Source organism: Enterococcus sp. C63, assembly GCF_040887215.1.
Classification (GTDB): domain Bacteria; phylum Bacillota; class Bacilli; order Lactobacillales; family Enterococcaceae; genus Enterococcus_B; species Enterococcus_B hirae.
In genome coordinates, this window is record NZ_JBFOFI010000004.1 from 223,089 (window position 1) to 243,336 (window position 20,248).

At 36.0% G+C, this 20,248-nt stretch carries 19 protein-coding genes; 14 read left to right on the forward strand and 5 right to left on the reverse strand.

Annotated elements, in window-relative coordinates; all coding sequences use genetic code 11:
• Positions 1–99: 99 nt before the first annotated feature.
• A complete protein-coding gene (locus AB3H90_RS08230; RefSeq protein ID WP_010720252.1) occupies positions 100–651 on the forward strand; it encodes a PadR family transcriptional regulator in 552 nt (183 codons plus the stop codon).
• 178 nt (positions 652–829) lie between these two features.
• Here the strand turns inward: AB3H90_RS08230 and AB3H90_RS08235 are convergent, their stop codons facing one another.
• On the reverse strand, positions 830–1,309 hold the full coding sequence (locus AB3H90_RS08235; protein WP_010720251.1) for a MerR family transcriptional regulator: 480 nt from the start codon (positions 1,307–1,309) through the stop codon (positions 830–832).
• A gap of 137 nt (positions 1,310–1,446) precedes the next feature.
• Between AB3H90_RS08235 and AB3H90_RS08240 the strand changes: the two genes are divergently transcribed.
• The 3 genes from AB3H90_RS08240 to AB3H90_RS08250 all read left to right on the forward strand — a co-directional run bounded on the left by AB3H90_RS08240 (position 1,447) and on the right by AB3H90_RS08250 (position 4,037).
• Positions 1,447–2,919: an MDR family MFS transporter gene (locus tag AB3H90_RS08240; RefSeq protein WP_034699264.1), complete on the forward strand. Its 1,473-nt coding sequence runs from the start codon at positions 1,447–1,449 to the stop codon at positions 2,917–2,919.
• Positions 2,916–3,629 carry a DUF4811 domain-containing protein gene (locus AB3H90_RS08245; protein ID WP_368016534.1) on the forward strand — a complete coding sequence of 238 codons (714 nt, stop codon included), beginning with the start codon at positions 2,916–2,918 and terminating at the stop codon, positions 3,627–3,629. The genes AB3H90_RS08240 and AB3H90_RS08245 overlap by 4 nt, the downstream gene beginning before the upstream one ends.
• Before the next feature lie 120 nt (positions 3,630–3,749).
• Positions 3,750–4,037 (forward strand): DUF1905 domain-containing protein, encoded by a 288-nt coding sequence (locus tag AB3H90_RS08250; protein ID WP_034699260.1) that lies wholly within the window; start codon positions 3,750–3,752, stop codon positions 4,035–4,037.
• A gap of 66 nt (positions 4,038–4,103) precedes the next feature.
• Here the strand turns inward: AB3H90_RS08250 and AB3H90_RS08255 are convergent, their stop codons facing one another.
• The 3 genes from AB3H90_RS08255 to AB3H90_RS08265 all read right to left on the reverse strand — a co-directional run bounded on the left by AB3H90_RS08255 (position 4,104) and on the right by AB3H90_RS08265 (position 8,560).
• Positions 4,104–5,165, reverse strand: coding sequence for a DUF4179 domain-containing protein (locus AB3H90_RS08255; RefSeq protein WP_207431855.1), 1,062 nt, complete (start codon positions 5,163–5,165; stop codon positions 4,104–4,106).
• Between the two features lie 11 nt (positions 5,166–5,176).
• Entirely contained in the window at positions 5,177–5,671 is a 495-nt protein-coding gene (locus tag AB3H90_RS08260) for an RNA polymerase sigma factor (RefSeq protein ID WP_010720246.1), read from the reverse strand.
• A gap of 552 nt (positions 5,672–6,223) precedes the next feature.
• Positions 6,224–8,560 carry an ATP-binding cassette domain-containing protein gene (locus AB3H90_RS08265; RefSeq protein WP_010736932.1) on the reverse strand — a complete coding sequence of 779 codons (2,337 nt, stop codon included), beginning with the start codon at positions 8,558–8,560 and terminating at the stop codon, positions 6,224–6,226.
• A 141-nt stretch (positions 8,561–8,701) separates the two neighbouring features.
• Between AB3H90_RS08265 and AB3H90_RS08270 the strand changes: the two genes are divergently transcribed.
• The 10 genes from AB3H90_RS08270 to AB3H90_RS08315 all read left to right on the forward strand — a co-directional run bounded on the left by AB3H90_RS08270 (position 8,702) and on the right by AB3H90_RS08315 (position 17,677).
• On the forward strand, positions 8,702–9,376 hold the full coding sequence (locus AB3H90_RS08270; RefSeq protein ID WP_010720244.1) for a response regulator transcription factor: 675 nt from the start codon (positions 8,702–8,704) through the stop codon (positions 9,374–9,376).
• Positions 9,373–10,398, forward strand: a complete 1,026-nt coding sequence (locus AB3H90_RS08275) for a HAMP domain-containing sensor histidine kinase (RefSeq protein ID WP_010736934.1) — start codon at positions 9,373–9,375, stop codon at positions 10,396–10,398. Before AB3H90_RS08270 ends, AB3H90_RS08275 begins: the two co-directional genes overlap by 4 nt.
• A gap of 326 nt (positions 10,399–10,724) precedes the next feature.
• On the forward strand, positions 10,725–11,042 hold the full coding sequence (locus AB3H90_RS08280; RefSeq protein WP_010736935.1) for a PadR family transcriptional regulator: 318 nt from the start codon (positions 10,725–10,727) through the stop codon (positions 11,040–11,042).
• Positions 11,035–11,649 (forward strand): DUF1700 domain-containing protein, encoded by a 615-nt coding sequence (locus AB3H90_RS08285; RefSeq protein WP_010720241.1) that lies wholly within the window; start codon positions 11,035–11,037, stop codon positions 11,647–11,649. The genes AB3H90_RS08280 and AB3H90_RS08285 overlap by 8 nt, the downstream gene beginning before the upstream one ends.
• Positions 11,650–11,666: 17 nt before the next feature.
• A complete protein-coding gene (locus tag AB3H90_RS08290) occupies positions 11,667–12,500 on the forward strand; it encodes a DUF4097 family beta strand repeat-containing protein (RefSeq protein WP_010736937.1) in 834 nt (277 codons plus the stop codon).
• 381 nt (positions 12,501–12,881) lie between these two features.
• Positions 12,882–13,376 (forward strand): DUF5348 domain-containing protein, encoded by a 495-nt coding sequence (locus AB3H90_RS08295; protein ID WP_010720238.1) that lies wholly within the window; start codon positions 12,882–12,884, stop codon positions 13,374–13,376.
• Positions 13,377–13,402: 26 nt separating this feature from the next.
• Positions 13,403–14,272, forward strand: a complete 870-nt coding sequence (locus AB3H90_RS08300) for an SPFH domain-containing protein (protein WP_368016535.1) — start codon at positions 13,403–13,405, stop codon at positions 14,270–14,272.
• A gap of 436 nt (positions 14,273–14,708) precedes the next feature.
• A complete protein-coding gene (locus AB3H90_RS08305) occupies positions 14,709–15,095 on the forward strand; it encodes a YxeA family protein (protein ID WP_034699252.1) in 387 nt (128 codons plus the stop codon).
• Between the two features lie 6 nt (positions 15,096–15,101).
• Positions 15,102–15,854, forward strand: a complete 753-nt coding sequence (locus AB3H90_RS08310; RefSeq protein ID WP_010720235.1) for an ABC transporter ATP-binding protein — start codon at positions 15,102–15,104, stop codon at positions 15,852–15,854.
• A gap of 14 nt (positions 15,855–15,868) precedes the next feature.
• Positions 15,869–17,677, forward strand: coding sequence for an FtsX-like permease family protein (locus AB3H90_RS08315; RefSeq protein ID WP_176581636.1), 1,809 nt, complete (start codon positions 15,869–15,871; stop codon positions 17,675–17,677).
• Positions 17,678–18,053: 376 nt separating this feature from the next.
• Here the strand turns inward: AB3H90_RS08315 and AB3H90_RS08320 are convergent, their stop codons facing one another.
• Positions 18,054–20,159: a glucosaminidase domain-containing protein gene (locus tag AB3H90_RS08320; protein ID WP_368016536.1), complete on the reverse strand. Its 2,106-nt coding sequence runs from the start codon at positions 20,157–20,159 to the stop codon at positions 18,054–18,056.
• Positions 20,160–20,248 lie beyond the last annotated feature (89 nt).

Genomic DNA, 20,248 nt, shown 5'->3' on the forward strand with positions numbered 1-20,248 from the left:
CAACAGCTCCTTTTAAATTAAAACATGTAATAAAGTACATGTTTTTGATTACGTGATTATGATAGAATGAATAAAAGGATTTGTCAAGGAGGAGAGAGCATGGCGAGAAAAAATACGCTACGCTATATTTTGTTAGGATTGTTGAGTAAAAAAAAGATGACAGGCTATGAATTAAACCAATCGTTCAAAAATGAAATCGGTGAGTTTTGGCAAGCGAAGCATAGTCAAATTTATCCTGAATTAGCAAGAATGGAAGAACGAGGGATCATCAAACATGAAGTTGAAATTACAGGGATGAAATTAGAGAAGAAAGTCTATCAATTAACGGATGAAGGAAAGGCATTGTTAAACGAATGGATTCGGACGCCAACGAATGAATTACCAGTCAATCGAGATGAGTTTGTGTTGAAATTATATTTTGTGAAAGATGTGAATGATCCGATGTTGAGAGAGATCATTGAGCAGCAACGGGATCTCCATGAAGAAAAGCGAGCGCATCTATTGGCACGTCAAGAGAGGATATTTCCAACAAGAAAAGAACAAGAAGAAAATTATGGGCACTATTTGATTTTATCCCATGCGATCAATCGAGAAACAGAATATGCGAATTGGTTGACGAGTGTATTAGAAGAGCAAAAAAGACAGAAATAATAAATGGAATAGAGAATATAAGATAAACTTAATTGAATAACTTCATTTAATGATAGTAGTGAATTGAAAAAGATAGAAAAGAAGCAAAAAATGTAGTCGATTATCGTCAATTTCTTAAACTGTTTTGGTAAAACACATGAGAAATTGGGAGAATTGACTACATTTTATTTTCCATTGCTTAAAGATTTTTCAATAATTGTTCGAAATCAATTTTTTCGCTTACGGGGACAATTTTATACGTGAGTTCATCTGTTGCTTCATCGTGGATGATATAAAGTTTTGAGTCTTCAGTTGTCTCTTTGAAATCACCGATTAATAAAACAGTATATCTTTCATCAATCAATTCGATTTCTTTGATTGCTTTGGAAAAAACTTTGCGGACATGCTTCATTTTTTTTAGACGTTCTTCGGCTTTTTCAGCTGATTTATTCAACGTATAGCCTTCATCTAAATATTTTTTGATAATCTCAACCTTGATAACAGTAGGTAATTGATATTTTCGAGGACAATTCACACCAGTAGAAACGGAACGAATGAATTCTTTTTGTTCCCAATATCGTAACTGACGTGGAGACACACCGACAATTTCACTTAGTTCACTGATTCCTACCAGTAAATGATCATTTTCTAATAAACGTTTCAGGGATGCTCCTACCATTTTTGTCCCTCCTTTTGTTGTCTAACTTTCCTTAATTATACTTGGGATAACTTATGTGTCAAGTAGGTTGACAAATGAACGAAATAGGACTAAAGTATTCAAGTGGTTTCAGAAAGAATTCAGAAAGAAGGAGAAATATGAATAAAAATCAACCCGTAGATATTTACGGCAAACCATATAATCGGACACTATTAGTTGTCGTTTTATTGATTGGTACCTTTTGTACGGTATTAAATCAAACCTTATTAACTACAGCTTTTCCTACGCTGATGAAAGATTTTGATATCTCTGCATCAAGTGTTCAATGGCTAACAACAGGGTTCTTATTGGTTAACGGAATCATGATTCCGATTACTGCTTGGCTGATCAATAAATTTAGTTCAAGAAGTTTATATTTATCAGCAATGTCAGTCTTTTTAATCGGAACAATTACCTGTTTTGTTGCCCCTAACTTTAGTACTTTATTGATTGGACGTTTGATCCAAGCCTGTGGTGTGGGTGTTTCAATGCCTTTATTACAAAATATTATGTTATCGATTTTCCCACCAGAAAAAAGAGGATCTGCCATGGGGATGTCAGGGATCGTTATTGGATTGGCTCCAGCTTTAGGACCAACATTATCAGGTTATATTATTGATAACTATCATTGGCGTGATCTATTTGGTATGGTCTTACCAATTGTCGTCTTAGTTTTGGTCTTAGCCTTTTTCTTGATGCGAAGCGTTATTCCGTTATCAAATCCAAGTATCGATATTCTATCTGCTATCCTTTCAACAATTGGATTTGGTAGTTTGCTTTATGGCTTTTCAAGTGTCGGTGATGCTGGATGGGGCAGTGCGAAAGTGATCGGCTTCTTGATCGTAGGGGTAATATTTATTGCCTTATTTGCATGGCGCCAACTTCGTTTGGAAAATCCATTCTTGGAACTGCGTGTATTTAAATCATCAACCTTTACGATTGCAGCAGTTTTAGCTGGTGTAACGAATATGGCGATGGTCGGTGCTGAAATGGTTGTTCCTCTATATATCCAAAATATCCGTGGCGAATCAGCTTTTCATTCTGGCTTGATGTTACTACCCGGTGCCTTGATTATGGGGGCGATGATGCCGATCACAGGTGCGATCTTTGATAAACACGGTGCAAAACGTTTAGCGATTGTCGGGATGTTCGTGCTAACCGCTGCAACAGCACCATTTGCTTTCTTAACAAAAACAACGCCTATTTTATATATTGTTGTTCTCTATGCGATTCGGATGTTTGGGATCTCTATGGTTATGATGCCAGTAACAACATCTGGTATGAATGCTTTACCAAACAAACTGATCAGTCATGGGACTGCAGTAAACAATACCTTCCGACAAATTGCTAGTTCGATTGGGACAGCTATTTTGATCAGTGTATTGACCAATGTGACAAAAGATAATCTACCTGCAAAATCAGTCTTAGAAAGCACGCCTTTAACTTATAAAGACCAAGCGATCAATGCGACATTATCTGGTTACCACGCAGCATTCTTTGTGGCGATCGTCTTTGGTGTGATTGGTTTTGTGATTGCCTTCTTATTGAAGAGAAAAGAACCTGTTCTAGCGAAAGCGGGGGATAAAGCATGATTATTTTCGTATTGATCATTAGTTTAGTGGCTTTTGCCCTAATGAATATCTTTGCAAAAAAAGCTTGGCAAACAATTGTATCATTACTTTTTGGGTTAGTCTTTGTGGCATCCTTAGGGTTGATCGTGGCTAATTTATCCAACCATTTTGGTATGGAAAAAGTAACTGAAACGAAAACCACTAACATCGTATCAAGTGCTGATTCAGATAGTGCAAATATGCTTTTATATCAAGCGTTAGGTGACGGAACTGAAAAAGTCTACCTTTACCGTACGAGTGAAGACCAAAAGAAACCAAAAGCTACCGGTACTGATAATGAAACCAATAAAGTAGAACGTACGACTGGTCAAGCGCAAAAAGTAGCAAAAACAACTTATTGGGTCTATAAAAATGATATGTATAAATTCTGGTTCAATCTAGCGGACAATAACCACGAATATGCCAGTCGTGTGAATACCTTTAAAATTCCAGCTGATTGGATCGAATTAAGTACGGATCAAGCAAAAACATTAGCGCAACGAGTAAAAGAACAACAAAGTACGATGGAAAGCGACGCAAAGGATTTTGTACAAGAAGATCTGATGAAAGCTATGACTGAAAATCCAGCCATGACGCCAGAAGAACAAGCAACATTGTCAAAAGAATTAGCAACGCAATTCCAACAACAAGCATTAACGAAATTAGTTGAAGAAGTCAAAGCAAATAAATAGTCAGCTAATCAAGTAAGTGCAAGAATCAGTTAATTTCAAAAAGGGCTCCTCCATACAGTTGAACGATCAGCTGTGGAGGGTCCTTTTTTTTGTTATACTGAACAAAAAAGGGGTGGGGAAATGCAAAAAAAATATTCTTTCCAGTCAAAAATTTATGCTTCTGAAATAGGTAAGGGTGGCGCATATATCATTTTTCCTTATGATCTCAGAGAAGAGTTTGGTGTAGGCCGAGTCAAAGTTCAAGCGACATTTGATGGAGTAGCATATGAGGGAAGTATTGTGAATATGGGGGTGAAAAACGAAGATGGAACAATTTGCTACATCTTAGGGATACGTAAAGATATTCGTAAAAAAATTGAGAAAGACATCGGTGATATCGTTTCTGTAGAAGTGATTCCAAAAAATTAAAGCAGAAGATAGTTGTCTTCTGCTCATTTTTTATTAACTACCATGATGGATTTGCCACAATCCGATCTATTTTTCTAACTCAATTTCTCCGATTCCTTTCAATTCGAGATAAATCGAGGCTTGTTGATCATATCCAGAATAGTCAAAAGTCATATCCCAATAGTTATTTGACCCTTCAGTAACAGAAGTAAATTTAGAATATGGGTAATAGGTTGTCGTCTTTTCAGTTACTATTTTTAATTGAATATTGTTGTCGGCATTACTTTTTGGTTTTGGCAACTTTTTCAAAAAGTCTTGTTCATCTTTAAAACGAATGACAAAATTAGTAGGATATGCCATTGCTCGCTCAATCGGTAAAAGGTGATTGTTTTTTGGAGTAAAATTTATTTCGTCAAAATAGTTGATCTTACTTGTATCAATAGGTAGTTCCCATTCGCCTTTAAAAATAGAATATGTTTTTGGGTCACTTGTTCTGTAGGCTGTGATGCCATTGATTTGTATGGTTGTCTCTTCAAGAGAGGGAACCGAGCCCGTTTTTGTAGGATGTAGATTGTAAATAAATTCCAATGTGTTTGTTTCTCGATCAATGGTCTGTTCCTCATTGATCGAACGGAATAGCGACAAGTCTTCTTTTTCTTCTGCTAGACCTGAACGAAAATCAATCAAATACTGATCTTGCCCATTTTTGATCCCAAAATTTAATCCATATTTCTCCCATTTTTTGTTTAAAAGCTCCGAGTTTTTTGGAAGATGAACAGTAAAATGTAACCCTAGTTCATTTTTATCTACATAGAGTTCTGTTAACTGTATATCTGCTTTTTTATCATAGGCTGTAAGTTGTTGGTTGGAAATAAACCCTTCTTGATTCAATGTTTCAGAAGTAAATTTCCCAAACCGTAAAAAATTAGCAGTTGCAGTGCCTAAGGGTGAGTAAGCATACAAACAGATACTTATGAGAAATACGGCAACAGCTATCAAATAAACCCTTTTTTTTATGTAGTTTTTAAGTGGAACCTGTTTCTCCTTTCGTATAGAGTCATAGGTGGCTTCTAATTTGGTTCGTACTTCTGAGGGTAAGCGTTCCTCTTTTTTGAGTTCTTCCATAAATTTCTTTTCAGAAATAGTCATTTTTTCTCCTCCTAGCTCTCCTCTATTTTTAGTAGTTTTTTCCCTCGAGCAAGGTGTGTCTTCACTGTATTGACTGGTTCAGATAATATCGTGCTGATTTCTTTGATGGAAAACCCATTATAGTAATAGAGCACCAACGGAATTCGATATTTCAAATCTAATTTTTGTAGCATGTGTTTTAATTCCATTGAACGTATCGTTGTATTTTTTTCTTCCTCGTATTCTACATAAAAAGTTTCTTTCTTTGATTTTTTGAGAATTTTTTTGCAATTATTAATGAGAATTTTGCATAACCAGGTGTTAAAATATTCTGGTTTTTGCACGCTTTGGATATTTTTGTAGGCCGTCAATGCTGTTTCTTGTAAACAATCTGCAATATCTTCTGAATTGTTCAAAAACTTACGCGCTGTATTATAGAGAACAGCTTCATAACTTTTAAACAATTGGACAAATGCCTCTTTATCTCCCTCCTTTGCTTTTTTTACTAAAAATAAATCACTGGGCACACGATTTTCCTCCCACTTCATAAAGATTTTTTCTCTTACATCTATTAGAGTCAAATAAATAGGAAAAAGTTTCAAATACATAAAAATAATTTTGGCTATTTAAGCGTTTTCTAAAAGATGCATATTCTATCATTTAACTGTAAAAAACATAGGTACAGAAATAGGGAATAACTACAGCTCTAAAGTTGCAATTGGAGAAGCAATATGTGCTGGGGGGTCTACACGCAAGAGTGGTACATCTACTATTCTTACAATCCAGTCAACAGTGCATGCTATGTTGTTTCTAACACATAATATTACTGACTAAAAAATAAAGAAGAAACTGAGCTAAAACTTGTCTCAGTTTCTTCTAGTATCTCTAAAAAAGAATAAATAGTGTTCAAAGTCTGACCTTCGGCAATAAGCCGAAATTGTCCAAAAATTTGAGAAGAACCAAGTAGACGACAATCAACAGGGAAAACAAGTATTTGTGTTTCTTGTCAATTGTCGGAAATTCCTTCTTATTTCTTGCTGCTAAAGACTTCTCAATCTCTTTCAATCAATATCAATCGTTTATTCTGCACGCAGAGCAATCGCTGCATCTTTTTTAGCAGCCATTCTTGCTGGGATGTGCCCACCTAACATCGTTAAGATCGTAGAGACGATCACGAGGATCAGTGCATGGAGTGGGTTCAGTTGAGCCACATTTTTTAGATCAGTCATTTGATAGAGTAAATGATTGATTGGGAACGTTGCTAACCAAGCAATCAAAACACCTAATAAGCCCGAAGAGATTCCTAAGATACAAGTTTCTGCGTCAAAAACACGAGTGATATCTTTTTTACGAGCCCCTAATGCTTTTAACACCCCGATTTCTTTGGTACGTTCGATGACTGAAGTATACGTGATAATACTGATCATGATCATACTTGTCACTAGTGAGATACCAGCAAAAGCAACCAATACATAAGTGATGGCATCCATCAAACCACCAGTCAATTCAGTCATTGTTCCTGCTAAGTCAGAGTAAATGATTTTATCTTCTTCTGCTTTTCCTTTGTTGTAAGCATCTAAGTAATCAAGGATTTTTTCTTTGTCACCAAAGTTATTTGGATAGATCATGATGCTAGTTGGAATGCTGTCACCACCTAAATAGCTGATCAGTGATTGTTTAGCTGTTTCATCCACTTTTTCGTTGGACATCACGTTCGTATCACTATCTTTTTGCGCTTTTACAATCTCAGAATCTTTATTTTCGTTAACGATTTGTGTCGTTAATTGATCACTATATGCGATTCCAGGTGAAAGAAGATTCATTGTTGAAGAAGATTTTACTCGTAAAATCCCTGCAATCTTTACTTCACTCGTTGAATTAGCATACATCGTATCGTAATCAGTATTTGGAATAAAGTTGCCAGTAGGTAATTTCGTGTAGTAATCATTGTTGTTGATCACTTTGAAAGTTGTCCCAACAATGCGATCAAAGTCTAATTTTTGACCGTCTTTTACATCAAAGCCCAGGTTTTTCAAGGCATTGATATTTGTATTGTTGTTACCATCTACGATCAAGACCACGTCATTCGCAGAAGCAGGATAACTGCCTGAAAGCAGTGAATAGTTCGCTTTTAAAAAGTTTTCTTTTTGATTGTCTAACTGTGTTGGAAAACTGGAAACACCGACACCCGTCATAGCAGACATCGTGCTTGATAATGATAATGATTCGTTTTCAGGGTTTTGGTTAGAGAAACTTACTGGTTGCACTTTACCATCAACTTGGCGAAGCATATTGATACCAGTAGCACGAGTAAAGCCAATATTATTACTTAAATTAGGATCGATATCTTTGACATAATCTACATAAGATTGGTCGATTTTATTGGTGTGCTGTGCTTTATCTTCATCACTGATTTTAGCAGTTACCTGTTTTGTATTTGGATAATCCGCTTTACTCGTACCCAATGAAGCAGAATCTGTTGAACGATTGGTTGTCACTTTGGAGATAGTGATCGGGAATTTTGCCATCGTTTCAGACTGTGTTTTATCAATTTGTTTTTGGAAGCCTGAAGATAATGCCAAGACGATCGCAATCCCGATGATCCCAATACTTGAAGCAAAGGACGTCAAAAATGTTCGCCCCTTTTTCGTGCGGATATTATTAAATGAAAGTTTCAAGGCTGTCCAGAAACTCATTTTTGTCCGACGTAAATTGAATTGATCATCTTTTGGTCGTTCGATATGAGGATGTGAATCTGCCAAGATTTTACCATCTGAAAATTCAATGATTCGATCTGCATATTGATGAGCAAGATCAGGGTTATGGGTAACCATGATTACTAGCTTCTCATTAGATAGTTCTTGGATCAATTCCATGATTTGGATACTTGTTTCGGTATCTAGTGCTCCAGTTGGTTCATCGCATAAGAGGATATCTGGATCGTTGGCTAAAGCACGGGCAATTGCGACCCGTTGCATTTGTCCGCCAGATAATTGGTTTGGTTTTTTGTGCATATGGTCCGTTAAACCGACACGGCGTAAGGCTTCCTCAGCCTTTTGGCGTTTTTCTTCTTTGGCCACACCGCTAAGCGTCATCCCTAATTCAACATTTTCGATGATTCCTAAATGTCCAATCAAGTTATAACTTTGAAAAATAAAACCAATCGAATTGTTTCGGTAAGCATCCCAATCGCTATCTTTAAAGTCTTTTGTGGACTTTCCGTTGATCACCATATCTCCGGAATCATAGTTGTCTAAGCCACCGATGACATTCAACATCGTTGTTTTTCCTGAACCACTTGGACCAAGAATGGCAACAAATTCTTTTTTTCTAAAGGCAACAGATACGCCATCTAATGCTTTAGTCGTTGTTTCGCCAACTTTATAATATTTCTTTATATCTTTAAGTTGTAGCATATTCGTCCTTCTTTCTTATTAGAATATTCGGTATACTTAAAAGTATATCAGAACAATAAACGCAGTATAATCAATGAATGTTAACTCAATATGAACAATCAGAAAGAAACAAGAAATTTTTCAAAAAATAGAGGGAATAAAATGAACCGTATATTAGTAGTAGAAGACGATGAAAATTTACAATTGCTTTATCGTTCAGTATTAGAACATGCTGGTTTTTCGGTGGTCACAGCTAGTAGTGGAACAGAAGCACTAGCACGATTGGAAAATTTTCATGTAGAATTGATTATTACCGATATCATGATGCCTGAGATGGATGGTTATGAATTGTTGGAAAGTTTACGAGATGGAAAAATAGAGCTTCCTGTGCTGATGATCACGGCTAAAGCCGATTTTGAAGATAAAAAACGTGGTTTCCAGTTAGGAACGGATGATTACATGACGAAACCCGTAGATGTCAATGAAATGGTTTTACGTGTGGAAGCGTTATTAAGGCGAGCAAAAATCAATCATAGTAATCAATTGAATATTGGAAATACTACCTTAGATCAGGAAACGTATGAAGTAAGACAAAATGAAAAGGTTAGTGTGCTGCCTCAGAAAGAATTTCTTTTGCTTTACAAACTGTTAGCTTATCCGAATAAGATTTTTACGAGACAACAATTGATGGACGATATTTGGGGGCTGGATACAAATACAGAAGAACGAACGATCGATGTACATATCAAACGATTAAGGACACGTTTTGAAGCAAGTGAAGATTTTCAGCTCATCACCGTTAGAGGACTCGGGTATAAAGCGGAGGTCAAAAGATGAAAAAGAAATTATACTCTCAACTGTGGATCTACTTTGCTAGCATTGTGTTTGTTTCAATATTAGTGACTCTACTGTGTTTCTTAGGCTTTATTTTTTTGCTTTCTCATCAAAACGTTACGCCATCTGAACGACCAACACTCTATCCGTTATTCGTTTTTGCTTTTTTTAGCATGATCGTTGGAACGGTAATCTCTGGCTTTGTCGGTCATAGGATCTTGAAGCCAATCAGTGAACTACGTAAAAATATGAGTAAAGTAGCTACAGGTGATTTTTCTATTCGAATGGAGGAACCTCCCAAAGTCGCAGAAGTCCAGCAGTTATATAAAGATTTCAACGTGATGGTCCAAGAACTCAATAGCATCGAAACGCTAAGAAATGATTTTGTTTCGAGTGTTTCACATGAGTTTAAAACACCACTAGCGACGATCCAAGGCTATGTCCAATTGTTACAAGCACCAGATATTCCAGAAGAAGAGAAGCAAGTGTTTTTGCAACGATTGATTGAAAATATTACTCAGCTCTCACAGTTGACTGAAAATATCTTGAAACTAAATAAGTTAGAAAACCAAAGTGTCAAAATCGAAAAGCATAAATTTCGTTTAGATGAACAAATACGAGAAGTCATCGTGTTTTTGCAACCTAAATGGGAAGGGTTGAAGTTGCATATCGATTTGGATACGGTCTTTTATGAGGGAAACGAAGAATTTTTATACCAGGTGTGGTTGAATATTATGGATAATGCGATCAAGTATAATCAACCTGATGGCAAGATCGAAATTCGTTTGACTCAAAATGCTACAGATATTTTATTGGAAGTAACGGATTCAGGTGTAGGGATGAACGAAGAAACTCAAAATCGCATTTTTGAAAAATTTTATCAAGGAGACACAAGCCGTCAGATGGCTGGCAATGGCTTGGGATTGTCTTTGGTAAAAAAAATCCTTGAATTGCATGAGGGTACGATACGCTATAACAGCATTCCTGAGGTAGGAACCACAGCTGTGATCAGCTTGAAAAAATAAAAAGCTAAACTTTAATGATGAAGTAGTTGATCTGTTCAATTGTTTTATTATGAACTAGAACCAGATCAATTACGTGATAAAAGAAACATACTAAGATGAGTGGGTAAGGTATTCCGTCGACTAATCTTAGTATGTTTTTGTCTTTCTCAAATGGCTCAACTCTAATAATCTGAAGCAGCAATTGATTTCTGAGCGTTATTTATAGATTTTAGATCTGACTATTATGCTGTTTTATTTAAAAATAATCAACATTTATATTTTAAAACAATATTATATGTAGTATAATATGTTGTGAAAGAAGATATTGTATAAAAGAAGGTGAAGGAATGCACATCCAAGTTCCAACGATATTACTTGATGGCACGGTATTAGCTGCATTGAGTAAAGAAGATATGTATGGCTATGCGTTGACTAAAATCGTACAGGAAAGCCTGTCGGTAAGTGAGTCAACGATGTATCCCGTCTTAAGAAGGTTAAAAAAAGAAGGATTTTTAGATACTTATGATGAACCCTTTGAAGGAAGAAATCGTCGATATTATCAATTAACACCAGCGGGGTATAATCGGTTAGAAGATATTATTGATGAGTGGATCGTCTTTCGAGATTCCTTAAATCGATTATTGGAGGATAATAAACATGAATGAATATTTAGATGAGGTAATAGAGGAAATCCAAGAGATTCCTGAAGATGACCGATTCGATTTGATTCAATATTATGAAGAATATTTTTTAGATTCTGGCAAAACAATTGATCAAATCATTGAAGAATATGGTACGCCTAAACAGTTTGCGCTTAAATTGAAAATCAATTATTTCTCTGAACAAGATGATTCAGCAACAGATGAAGTCAACCCAAGAAGTTCTAAACGACAAATTCGGTTGATTTGGATGATCGTGATTGGCTTATGTGCCTCCCCTCTGTTGATTCCTTTGGCGATTGGTTTTGTTGCAGTGATCGTGGGGTTATTATGTCTATTAGTTGCTTTGCTGGTAGGTGGTTATGTCGGTTGTATTACTGTTTTAGGGCTTGGATTATTTTCAGTTGTTTCGGGTATTGGTGTGTTGGGGCAGTCGATAGAAAGTGGATTATTTTACGTTGGATTAGGACTATTCGCTACTGGAACCGTCGTCTTCTGTGCGCCGCTCCTTCTGAAAATGACAAAATGGATATTTAAAATGATGATGAATTTTGTGAAGTGGGTTGGACGTCGTTTTGTAACGAGACGTGCGATTCATTCGTCGAAGTTATAAGAAAAAGAGGTGTGAAGATGAAATTAAAATATTTTTTAATGGCTGGTCTAGGCTTGATGGTTAGTGGTGGCTTACTTGCTGGGACAACCTATGCGTTTGGGACGCACCGAAGCCTTGCTTGGGAAAATGGCCCTCAATTGGTCGAAATGAACCATGACTCACAAGTGATATCGACAAAAGAAAAAATCAACAAAATAGTGGTCAATGCACAATACCAACAAGTTGAGATCAAACGTGGCAAAAATTTTGAAGTTAACTCTACGTATGAAAAAGCAAGTAAACCTCAAGTCACTACTAAAGGAGATACTTTGACGATTAACGGAAATGGTCGTGAACAAAACGTCTTGTTTCATGTAATGAATAACACATCCAAAATCACTCTGACAGTTCCTAGCGAACTTCCTTTAGATCAACTTGTGTTAGAAGGAGAGCAAGGACAACTTTTATTAAATGACGTAGTGAGTGAGAATGTTTCCGTTACAAATAATGGTGGATACATTACATTTAATAAAGTTGATGGAAAAAAAGTCAAAGTAAATTCTGTACAAAGTTATGTAAATATTGATAATTCAGATATTTCAAACATCGAATTGAATGCCAAGTATGGGAATCTATTCTTAAATGGATTCAAAAATACCCAAGGAACAGTTATGTTAGAAAATTGCTATGTAGACTTTCTTGATAATGGAGAGATTGGATTAGATATTGATCTATTAGGGATGTCAACTGTCACAAAAAATAATGAAGAATTACCAATCAAAACAGTGATCAAAGGAGAAAACAATATAAAAATCACTGGTTATGATAGCAGTGTGGTGATAGCTGACGAAAACCATCAATATGATGTTTAAAAAGGATAAAGTCTTTCATTAAGAGTAAGTAAAGAGAAATAAATCGAAGAGGTTCAAAGATAGGTGCAACTATTTTTGGAACTTTTCGATTTTTTGATTAAGTGATTTTTTTCAAAAGATTTTGAATGACGGACGTTGATTATGGATGATGATCCACGTAAAAGTTTTTTTCGAATAACAGTTTATTCACATTTAGATAACGATTTTACATCTTTTATCTCGGATAGGTTAGCTAATATAACAGATATGACTGTTAGGATGCTAAGACATCGGGCAGTATCATGGGGAATAACGATTTTTTTCATCGCTTAACTTACAAATCTGTAGTAAAATAAGAGAAAATAGAGAAAACACAGCTGAGATAATAAGGTGGAAAAATAGATGAGAATAGATGAAGCGAAACGAGAAGAGCTACAGTTAGAAATAACAAAATTACATAATTATCTCACGGAACTTAATCATAAATATTATGATACAAAAAAAGAACGTGTGATGATCGATTACCCGAATAACTCAGAAGGTCGGCAATTAGAACAAGTTTACAATGAAGTATTCCATCATTTATTGAAAGTAAAGAGGGAATTAGACTATTACTCTTTGCCGATTTTAGATACAGGGATCTTAAAGTACGACGAAGAAAAAGAGCGTTTTGTGTTCAAATCAGTTCGAGAGAATTTGATTCTTTCTGCAGGAATTGATTTAGAGATTTTAGTGGAAGATTATTTTACTGAAGAAAAACATTGGGTACGCACAAGGTTAGAATATCTACCCCAAACTTCCGGAGGACCACAAGTGAGTGGTTGGTATATCACAGAAGATAAGGAATTAGAATTAGAGGGAGTGATGGCACGGATTAGAAAGAAACCAATCATGTAGGAATGGTCTAAGAAAGGAACTAAGTGATGAGTGAAAAGAAAGCGGTTTATGTAAATGGGTATATTGGATTGATCGGTTTGGTGTTATTAGTTGGTATCGGCGGCTTCTTATTCTATTTTGGCATGACAAGTGGAGCGATCTTCCAAACGGTCATGGGTTTCGTTTGTTGGTTGATTGCTATTGCACTACTAAGCTCCGCAATGGTTGTTAGTCCCAACCAAGCAAAAGTTATTTTGTTTTTTGGACAGTACATTGGGACGATACGAGAAAGTGGGTTTTTCTTAACGGTTCCGTTTGCACAAAAAATCAACTTATCTTTAAAAGTACGAAATTTTAACAGTTCGGTTTTAAAGGTGAACGATCTAGACGGCAATCCCATCGAAATATCTGCCGTCGTAGTCTTTAAAGTTGTTGACACGGCTAAGGCGTTGTTCGATGTGGCGTATTACCAAGATTTTGTTGAGATTCAAAGTGAGACAGCGATTCGTCATATTGCCAGCCAATACCCTTATGATACTTTCAATGAAGAAGATTTGACTTTGCGAGGCAATACGACTGCCATCTCTGATGAATTAGCCAACGAGCTACAAGAGCGGTTATCTGTTGCTGGGGTCGAGGTGATTGAAACGAGATTGAATCATCTAGCGTATGCGACTGAAATTGCTAGTGCAATGTTACAAAGACAACAAGCAAAAGCTATTTTATCGGCTCGGCAAACGATCGTTGAAGGAGCAGTTACGATGACACAAATGGCATTGGAACAAATTGAAACAGGACAAGAAATCAATTTCACAGATGATCGGAAAGTCCAATTGATCAATAACCTACTTGTTTCGATTATTACAAATAAAGGAACACAACCAGTCATTAATACAGGGACAGTGAAAGAAAAATAGCCATTATTGAGTAAATATCGTATGATTGTAACGAATTTTTCAACTGTATTTTTTCTATAATAAAACAGTAGAGTAGTCAGAGACTGAGCCAAAACTCAGTCTTTTTTAGTATCTCTAAAAACGAATAAATGGCGTTCAAAGAGCTGACCTCTTGTTCACGGTAAGATCAAAGCAGCATCTTCAAAAAATTTGAGAAGCAGTTTTCGGAAAGTCCTTCTTATTTCTTGATGCTAAACACTTTTATCTCAACTTCTTTTTATAAAATTCATCAAACTATTATCTAAATAAAAAACGATTCGATTCAAGCTTGCGGATCACTCTTTTGCTTTGTGATAGATAAATGACAATATTGAAAGATATTTGACAGCTAAATCAAAGGTAAAATACGGTCTTTTTTTTTATAATTGCCCTATCATATGTGAAAGAAGGAGAGGAAATGAAGAAACTACTGGTCGGGATTGGCATTTCCATTGCAGCGTTGGTATTAGGTTCGGTAGTTTTTATCTTTGGGGGCCTAAAAATTGCAGATCGAATGATCATGGGTGGCGATAGCTACTATGTCAAAATTACGACAGATGGAGAAAAAGAGGAAATAAAAGATAATCGTAATGAAATAACCATCCAATATAAATATACTCTTCCCGGATATGATGAAAAGGGAAGTGAAAAAATATTAACATTTAATGGACAAAAACCGCGTCCTTTAAGAAAAGGAGCCTATTTAGAGATTACATGGAATAAAAGCAAAGGTGTCACTTCTTATGAAGAAGTCAAACAAAACGATATACCTAAGTTAGCACAAGAAAAACTAAGTAAAGGATAGATGAAAATGGAAAAAATTGTTGAGGTTCAAAATGTAACAAAAATCTACGGTAAGAATAATGAGAAGAAGACACAAGCCTTAAGTGGGATTAGCTTTACAGTAGAAAAAGGAGAATTTATCGGAATCATGGGGGCTTCTGGATCTGGTAAATCAACGTTGTTAAATATTTTATCTACATTAGACAAACCCACAGACGGAAATATCCGAATCAATCAAAACGATGTAACAAAGTTAAAAGGAAACCAATTAGCAGACTTTCGTGCGAAAGAGATTGGCTTTATTTTCCAAGATTTTAATTTACTAGAAAACTTAACTGCACAAGAAAACATTGCAGTACCACTTTCCTTACAAGGTGTTAAACCTAAAGAAATCAAGCGACGGGTCAAAGCAGTAGCAGAACGTTTATCGATTTCTCATATCATGGGAAGTTATCCTTCTGAAATTTCAGGTGGTCAAAAACAACGGGTAGCAGCAGCTCGTGCCTTGGTTACACAACCAACGATCTTATTAGGTGATGAACCGACTGGAGCTTTAGATTCTAAGAGTGCGCGTGATTTGCTAGATACGATGAAAGAATTGAATCAAAAAGATGATGTTTCAATTCTATTAGTAACACATGATCCGTTTTCTGCCAGCTACTGTGAACGAATCTTATTTATCAAAGATGGCGGTATCCACGAAGAAGTCAAACGTGGCGAGCAAAGCCGTGATGAGTTTTATCGTCATATTCTAACGATCTTAGGAAATCTAGAACAGTAAGGGGAGGAAAAAACATGCTTTGGAAATTATCGCTTACTGGGATTAAAGGGCGTTTAAGAGATTATATTGTATTATTTTCAGGTTTGGTTATGACTTCAGCTATTTTTTATATGTTCGAGTCAATCGCAAGCAATGAAGCGTTTTTAGAAAGTAATTCTACCGTTGGATCAACTGTTTTAATTTTTCATTTTGGCTCGGTATTATTAGCAATCATTACTTTTGTGTACATCCTTTATGCTAATTCATTTTTAATGGCAATGCGTCAGAAAGATTATGCAATGTTTATGATGTTAGGGGCTAAGGGCAGAAAAATTGCACAAATGATTTTTACCGAAACATTTGTTGTGGGTGCTACAGCGACCGTCGTCGGATCTGCGATTGGTGTAGGGCTAACAAGTATTGTGGAACGAGTACTCGTTGAACAATTAAACATTTCAATTACACATTTTACACCATTTAGTGTAAAGGGTATTCTGATCACTCTTTTCTTTTTTGCTGTTTTGTTTTTATTAGCAGCAATCACCAATGCTTTTTCAATTGTGAAAAAGCCAATTCTTACATTGATTCGTGCGGAAGCTACACCAACACGAATGAAACAAAATAAATTTTTATTTTTACTTGAAGTTGTATTAGGGGTTGTTTTATTAGGCGTTGGTTATTACGTTCTATCAGAAATTGCACGTATTGGATTGTCTGGTTTAGGGATTTCTCTCGTAACGATTTGTCTGGGAACCTATTTCATTTTCCATTCAGTGATTATTTTCTTCTTGTCTTTACTGAAAAAATCAGAAGGTATCTCATTGAAAAAGTTGAACAACTTTACCTTATCACAATTAAGCTTTAGGATTCGGGACTATACGCAAATGCTTTCAATGGTAGCGATCTTATTTGCTTTAGCTTTAGGAGCGTTAACGGTTGGTTTAGGATTCAGAAATCAAATCTCCGCATTGACCAATTCATCAAACGCTTATGATTTAGTTCTAAACAATGCACAAAAGATTGACCAAGGAAAAGTCAGAGAACTAAATCCAACGTCAAATAACATCTATGCTCAAAAAGAAGATGAACAATACGTTTATTACAATTATGATGAATGGGAAAAAGAGCCGCTTAGATATATTGCATATAGTGGGAACACTTTTGCGGATAACAAAGTAAAGACAGCAACTGGTGAAGAAATCGCAAAATCAAGTGAGTTGCAAGAGACATTAAGACAAAACGAATTACCTACGCAACAAGCGAAGGGAATAAAATTAGTTCGTGCGAGTGAATTCGATCAATTAGCGTTGCCAGAAACAACGTTACAATTAATTACAGTCAAAGATTTTGAAGCAAGTTTACCAGGTATCGAAACATTAGTAAAAGAAAATAATCAAGTCAATCCAGAGTTGAAAGATTACCAAGCTATGAGTGGACAAAAATATGAAATGTATCAACAAGTGAATGGTATTTTCTCAGGGATGGAATTTATGGGCTTCTTCCTAGGAATTGCGTTCTTAGCGATGTTAGCAAGTTGCTTGATGTTTAAGATTCTTTCAGGTAGTAAGAGCGATATTGGTCGATATACGATGTTAGAAAAAATCGGTGCGACTCGTGGTTTATTAAGACAATCGATTCGACGAGAAATTGGTGTTTTATTCTTAGCGCCTGGTATTTTAGGAGCGATCCATGTCTTATTTGGTTTAAGACTATTTGAATTTTTAATGAATGATCCATATCGTGATGTGTTGATACCATTCGGAATTTTCTTTGTCATGTACTTTATTTACTATGTATTGACTGTTTGGTTATATACAAGTATTGTTTTGAAAAGAGAGAAATAAAAATACTCTAAATAGGTGAAATTGGTTGGTTTCATCGATAGCACTTGTTAAAGAGACGAAAAAGAAGCATTGGTTCATCTGAGGTATTGAACTAGGCAATATCAGCTTCTGGAGGAATAAATTGTTCCATATGGATTACTGAAGTGGTTTGATGGACGATCCAATAGTTAAACAAAAGGCACACTCCTTTGATTTTTGTTCGTTACTTGAATCTTACAAGGTTGTGTGCTTTTTGTGTACGCTAAAACAAGAAACATCTGAGATATCACACGTTCACTCTAAACATGAATAAGCCGGAGAAGAGACTGAGACAAAACTTGTCTCAACCTCTTCTCCGGCTTGTTTTCAGAGCTAGACACTTCTGTCATAGCTTTTTTTAAGTTAATCTACTCCACGATGGATGGATGATCGCTAAGTTTTTCAATAAAGGAATGGTATCGGCTTTGACTTTAATGACAGTCGTTTTTGGAATTTCTCTGGCAGATAGTTGCAAGTACAATTCCCAGTAATTTGGTGTTTTCATTGTAGAAAGATATTCTGGTTTTTTCGTAATTGTTTTTAAAGACCAAGTGTCTACGTCAACTAGCGACATCTCATTTTTATCCCAAGACACAGGTACTACCAAAGGTTTTGAAACGTTTTTAACTTTGGTTTCTTTATTATCTTCTTTTTTCGGTTCATCGTATTTAGTTAAATCATACGATTCAATGATCGCATTCAATTTTTTGGCGTATTGTTTATCTGTAGCATAGCGGCCTTCCAGATACTTCGTTGCCTCTTTATAACTTTTGGCTTCAGATTTCCAAGTTGGTTTGTAGAAATCTTTGTTATTGGACAACCCGCCTTTGATCAATTTCGCATAGTCTTCTAAGCTTTCTTTATAAGAAGGGTATTTACGGAAGGTTGCATGGATTTGGTAATTTGCACCGTTGCTGTCTTGTTCCAAAGTATTGAACAAAACACTTTTTCCTTCATAAGTTCCTTTTATGCCAAACAGATTATAGTTTGGTTCACTTGCCAACAAACTATTGCCAGAACCACTTTCTAAAATCGCTTGAGCCATCATAACAGAAGCGTAAATGCCTTCTTTTTGACCAATTTCTTGCGCGCTTGTAGCAATTTTTTTCAAAAACTGATCCGTTGTTTGATTTTTTGTAAAGTTGAATGAATCATTTAAACCATCTAAAATCGACTGGTTTTTCAGTTGGTCAGTCACGCTTGGTAGACCTGCGATATTGACACGTACTGCAAAATCTGGTCTGAAATCAGCAATTGAAGTAATCCGAACTTTGTCACCTGGTTGAGGGGCATGAATAAATTGTCCATTACCAATATAAATCCCAACGTGGTGAGTGACACCTGAGGAAGGTCCCCAGAATACTAAGTCACCTGGTTGTGCTTGATCTACTGGAATCTGTGTTCCAGCGTATTGTTGTTCACCTGTCCATCCACCGATATAATGACCAGTGGCTTTCATGTAAACATAATAAGCTAAACCCGAACAGTCAAATGTACTTGGTCCTTTTGCTCCCCAAACGTAGGGTCTGCCTAAATATTTATAGGCTTCTTTCACGATTTCTTTTTGAACTGCTGTCGTGTTTGTTGGTAAAGTTGTTTCAATCGGTGTTTTGCTGACAAAATCGGAGGACCCGTCTACAGGATTTTCAATTCCTGACTGTTGACCTTTATTTTTGTCATTTGTTTGGTGATTGGAAGAATTATTGGTATTCGCTGAAACAACTGAATCGTTACTGGTTGACGTTGACGGTTTCGATTGTTCTTTTGAACTATCAGTTGGTTTATTTTTATCTGTGCTAGGTTTCGTTGTATCATTAGGTTTTGTCGTTTGAGAAGAATCTTGCGTATTTCCAGCTGAATTAGTCGTATCCTGAGTAGAAGAGTCTTCAGATGGAACAGTTGGTGTGTTGAATGAAGCAGTCAATGATAGATCCATTACACCAACGACAAAGAATCTTTTTTGATAATTCACTTCTTGGGCACCATTTACTTGGAAAGAAAGTAATTTTTCACCTTTAGGAGGGGTGATTTCATAGAACACTTTCGTTCCTTCTTTCAACCCACTGACCGTGCCATTAGGTTGGATGGTCAACTCTTTTTCTTCTCGAGGGGCGCTACTGATAACAAACAGCTTAATTTTCCCCAGTAATTCAGGATTAACTGTCAGTGTATGTGTCGCAACTTCTTCCGCAGGTTTCTCAGTTGATTCACCTGTTTCAGTCGTTGATGAATCAGTGGTTGATGATTCACCCGTTGAGCCAGTTGTGGCTGATGAATCTGTGGTGGACGATTCAGTTGTGTCTGTACTTGATGCTGTTGAAGTTACAGAATCACTTCCCGAAACAAGTGAGCTACTTGTAGTTGTTGGTTGGTTTTCTGTTGCAAAAACAGCTTGAGTCGATAAAATCGTTGGAGCAATCAGCCAAGATGCAGCAAGTAGGCGTATTGCTTTATTTTTGTTCATATGCGGTACTCCTTTTCTTTTTGCTTGTGACGAGTCTCTATGCTCATGCAACTGTTGTTAATACATAACAAAGATCTGATTTTTTTGAT